The sequence below is a fragment of the Micromonospora sp. NPDC049799 genome, assembly GCF_040656655.1.
Classification (GTDB): Bacteria; Actinomycetota; Actinomycetes; order Mycobacteriales; family Micromonosporaceae; genus Micromonospora.
Map to the genome: position 1 here is coordinate 1 of NZ_JBFAMU010000422.1, position 4,242 is coordinate 4,242.

Genomic DNA, 4,242 nt, shown 5'->3' on the forward strand with positions numbered 1-4,242 from the left:
ACTTCTACAACGTCGACCCGCGCTTCGGGACGCTGGGAGACTTCGCCGAGCTGCTGCACCAGGCCCATGACGGCCTGGACACCGTGCCGCGCGCCGGTGGCACCCCGGGCGAGCTGCAGCCGTACGCGGAGCTGGGTCTCCGCGACGACGAGTACGACCGGATCCGGCAGGTCCTCGGCCGCCGGCCCACCCAGGCCGAGCTGGCGATGTACTCGATCATGTGGAGCGAGCACTGCTCCTACAAGTCGAGCAAGGTGCACCTGCGCCAGTTCAGTGAGAAGGCCCCGCCGAGCGACCGGATGCTCGCCGGCATCGGCGAGAACGCCGGCGTCGTGCAGATCTCCGACGAGCTGGCGGTGACCTTCAAGGTCGAGTCGCACAACCACCCGAGCTTCGTCGAGCCGTACCAGGGCGCGGCGACCGGTGTCGGCGGCATCGTCCGGGACATCCTCGCGATGGGCGCCCGCCCGGTCGCGGTGATGGACCCGCTGCGCTTCGGCGCCGCCGACCACCCGGACACCGCCCGGGTGCTGCCCGGCGTGGTCGCCGGCGTCGGCGGCTACGGCAACTGCCTCGGCCTGCCCAACATCGGCGGTGAGGTCGTCTTCGACCCCTGCTACCAGGGCAACCCGCTGGTCAACGCGCTCTGCCTCGGTGTGCTGCCGGTGAGCCGGCTGCAGAACAAGGCCGCCGCCGGTCCCGGCAACGTCGTCGTGCTGATGGGCGCGCGGACCGGCCGGGACGGCATCGGCGGTGTCTCGGTGCTCGCCAGCGCCACCTTCGACGAGGGCAGCGAGCAGCGCCGCCCGTCGGTGCAGGTGGGCGACCCGTTCATGGAGAAGCTGCTCATCGAGGCGTGCCTGGAGCTGTACGACGCCGAGCTGGTGGTCGGCATCCAGGACCTCGGCGGCGCCGGGCTGACCTGCGCGCTCACCGAGACCGCCGCGGCGGCCGGCACCGGCATGCGGGTGTGGCTGGAGCGGGTGCCGTTGCGCGAGGCCTCCATGGAGCCGCACGAGATCCTCGCCAGCGAGTCCCAGGAGCGGATGCTGCTGGTGGTCGAGCCGGAGAAGCTCGAGGCGGTGCTCAAGACCGCCGAGAAGTGGGGCGTCTGGGCCACCGCGATCGGCGAGGTCACCCCGCCGTCCGAGGACGGCCAGCCCGGCCGGCTGCTGATCACCTGGCGGGACCAGCTCGTGGTCGACGTTCCGCCGGGTTCGCTGGTCGACGACGGCCCGGTGTACGCCCGTCCGATGCGCGAGCCCGCCGACCTGATCCTGCTCCAGGCCGACCGCGCCGAGACGCTGCCCCGCCCGGCCGACCCGGACGCGCTGCGGGAGACGGTGCTGCGCATGATCGCGTCGCCGAACCTGTGCGACAAGACCTGGGTCACCGAGCAGTACGACCGCTACGTGCTGGGCAACACCGTGCTCGCCCAGCCGGAGGACTCCGGCGTGATCCGGATCGACGAGCGGACCGGGCTCGGCGTGGCGCTGTCGGTGGACGGCAACGGCCGGTACGCGCGTCTCGACCCGTACCACGGCGCCAAGCTGGCGCTGGCCGAGGCGTACCGGAACGTGGCCGTGACCGGTGCGAAGCCGATCGCCGTCACCGACTGCCTCAACTTCGGCTCGCCGGAGGACCCGGGCGTGATGTGGCAGTTCGCCGAGGCCGTCCGTGGCCTGGCCGACGGCTGCGCCGAGCTGGGCATTCCGGTGACCGGCGGCAACGTCAGCTTCTACAACCAGACCGGTGCGGCGGCCATCCACCCCACGCCGGTGGTCGGTGTGCTCGGCGTGCTCGACAACGTCGCGGACCGGGTGCCGATGGGCTTCGTGCCGCGCCCCGGCGGCGAGCACGACCAGCTCTACCTGCTCGGCGAGACCCACGTGGAGCTGTCCGGCTCCGAGTGGGCATGGGTGACCCACGAGCACCTCGGCGGCGTACCCCCGCAGGTCGACCTGGCCCGGGAGAAGACGCTGGGTGACCTGATGGCGGAGGCCGCGCGGGTCGGGCACCTCAGCTCGGCGCACGACCTCTCCGACGGTGGCCTCGCGCAGAGCCTGGTGGAGTCCTGCCTGCGGCGCGGTGTCGGCGCCCGCATCGCGGTGCCGGAGCGGTTCGCCGGTGGTTCGATGCCGTTCGTCTACCTGTTCAGTGAGTCGTCGGCCCGGGTCCTGGTGTCGGTGCCGCGCGGTCGGGAGAAGGCGTTCACCGCCCTCTGCGCCGAGCGCGGGGTGCCGTTCGAACTGATCGGCGTCACCGACCCGACCGGCGGCGCGCTGGAGGTGCACGGCCAGTTCCGGATCGGCCTGGACGAGCTGCGGGCGGTCCACGGCGCGACGCTGCCGAGCCTCTTCGGTGGTTCGGAGGTCGTCGAGGTTCCGGCGCCCGCGGCCGGCGTGGCCGGTGCCGTCGAGGCGGTGCCGCTGCCGGTCGCCGAGCCGGCCGGCCAGCCGCCGCTGGACCCGACGGACGTGGTGTCCGAGCCGATCGCGTCGTCCGGCCCGGTGCCGACCACCGGTGCCGCCGAGCCCGTCGCCACCCCCGATGGGCCCGACGCGGCGTCCTCCTCCAAGGAGCAGGCACCGCCGGCCGGGCAGGGCTCGCCCGCTGGCCCGGAAGCGCCGACCGCGGGCCCGACCACGGCCACGGGGGCGTCCGCCCCGGGATCCGGCGACACCGACCAGTCCTCTGCGCCTGACGAGCGCTGAGGCTTTGGCCGCGGCCGTCCACGCCCAACCCGGTTCCGGCGCCCGGTTCGACTGGGGGCTGGCGGGGGCGGCCGAACTCGGCCGGGTCTGCGCCGCCCTGGTGGTGGTGGACGTGCTCTCGTTCACCACCGCCGTGGAGGTCGCCGTCGCGCGGGGCATCCGCGTACACCCCTTTCCGTGGGGTGAGCAGGCCGCCGAGTACGCCCTGCGGGTCGGCGCGGTGGCCGCCGTCGGCCGCCGCGAGACCAGCCCGGAGCGGCCGTGGTCGCTCTCGCCGGCGGCGCTGACCGCCGCGCCGTTCGTCAGCGACCTGGTGCTGCCCTCGCCGAACGGCTCGGCCATCAGCGCCGCCGCCAGCGCCACCGGGCTTCCGGTGGTCGCGGCCTGCCTGCGCAACGCCGGCGCCGTCGGGCGTTGGCTGCGCCGCCAGGGGTACGGCTCGACGGACGCGCCGGTCGGTGTGGTCGCCTCCGGCGAGCGTTGGCCGGACGGCTCGCTGCGGCCCAGCGTGGAGGACCAGCTCGGGGCGGCCAGCGTGCTCGACGCCCTCTCCGGCGTACCCGGTGGTCTCTCCGTCGAGGCCGCGACCGCGCTCGCCGCCCTGGCCAGCATCCCGGACGTGCCGGCGGCCGTACGCGGCAGCGTGTCCGGTCGGGAACTCATCGAGGGCGGCTTCGCCGAGGACGTCGAGATCGCCGTCCAGGCCGGCGCGTCGGACGTGGTGCCGCTGCTGCGGAGCGGCGTCTTCTCCGCCGCCTGAACGATCGACCGGCCTCCCCCGCGTCCCGGGTCGTGGTCGAGTCGGCGCCGCTGACACGGCGAGAGGGCCGTCCGAACCCGGACGGCCCTCTCGCCGTTGTCGTCATCCGGGTCGCGAAGACCCGGCCCGAGGGTCAGTCGTCGAGCCAGTCCAGCCGACGGCCGCCCCGCTCCGGTGCCGGCGGCCCGTCGGGCCGACCTCGACCGGTCTGCGCCGGATCGCCGTAGCCGGCTCCGCCGTAGCCAGCCTGGTCGTAGCCGGCGCGGTCGTCGTAGCCGCCGCGCTGGGCGGGCGGCTCCTGGCCGTAGCCACCGGCCTGGCCGTAGCCGCCCGGGGAGCCGTAGCCACCCTGGTCGTAGCCGGCGCGGTCGTCGTATCCGGCGCGCTGGGCGGGAGGCTCCTGGCCGTAGCCACCGCCGTGCGGGGCCGGTGGCTCCTGGCCGTAACCACCGGACGGGGCGGGCGGCTCCTGGCCGTAGCCGCCGGCCTGGCCGTAGCCGCCGGGGGAGCCGTAGCCACCCTGGTCGTAGCCGCCCCGGTCGTCGTAGCCGCCGGCCTGGCCGTAGCCTCCGGTCGGCTCGCCGCCGCCCCGGCCGTACGGTGCCGGCTCGGGGTCGCCGTAGCCGGGCTCCGGCTGGTAGGTGCCGGTCGCGTACGGGTCGGCGGCAGCCGGGTACTGGGTGGCGTCGCCGGTGTAGCGGCCGGTCGGCTCGTCGTAACGCTCGCCGTAGCCGGGCGCGCCACCGGGGGCCGGCGGATAGCCGGCCG

2 protein-coding genes and 1 pseudogene are annotated in these 4,242 nt (G+C 75.0%); 2 read left to right on the plus strand and 1 reads right to left on the minus strand.

Annotated elements, in window-relative coordinates:
* Positions 1–32 precede the first annotated feature (32 nt).
* Both purL and AB0I76_RS23595 read left to right on the plus strand, forming a co-directional pair.
* Complete coding sequence (purL, locus tag AB0I76_RS23590; RefSeq protein WP_357039302.1) at positions 33–2,714, plus strand: phosphoribosylformylglycinamidine synthase subunit PurL; 2,682 nt, start codon at positions 33–35, stop codon at positions 2,712–2,714.
* Positions 2,715–2,718: 4 nt separating this feature from the next.
* Positions 2,719–3,474 (plus strand): 2-phosphosulfolactate phosphatase, encoded by a 756-nt coding sequence (locus AB0I76_RS23595; protein ID WP_357039299.1) that lies wholly within the window; start codon positions 2,719–2,721, stop codon positions 3,472–3,474.
* 133 nt (positions 3,475–3,607) lie between these two features.
* Here the strand turns inward: AB0I76_RS23595 and AB0I76_RS23600 are convergent.
* Positions 3,608–4,242: pseudogene (locus tag AB0I76_RS23600) on the minus strand (hypothetical protein); the annotation flags it as partial.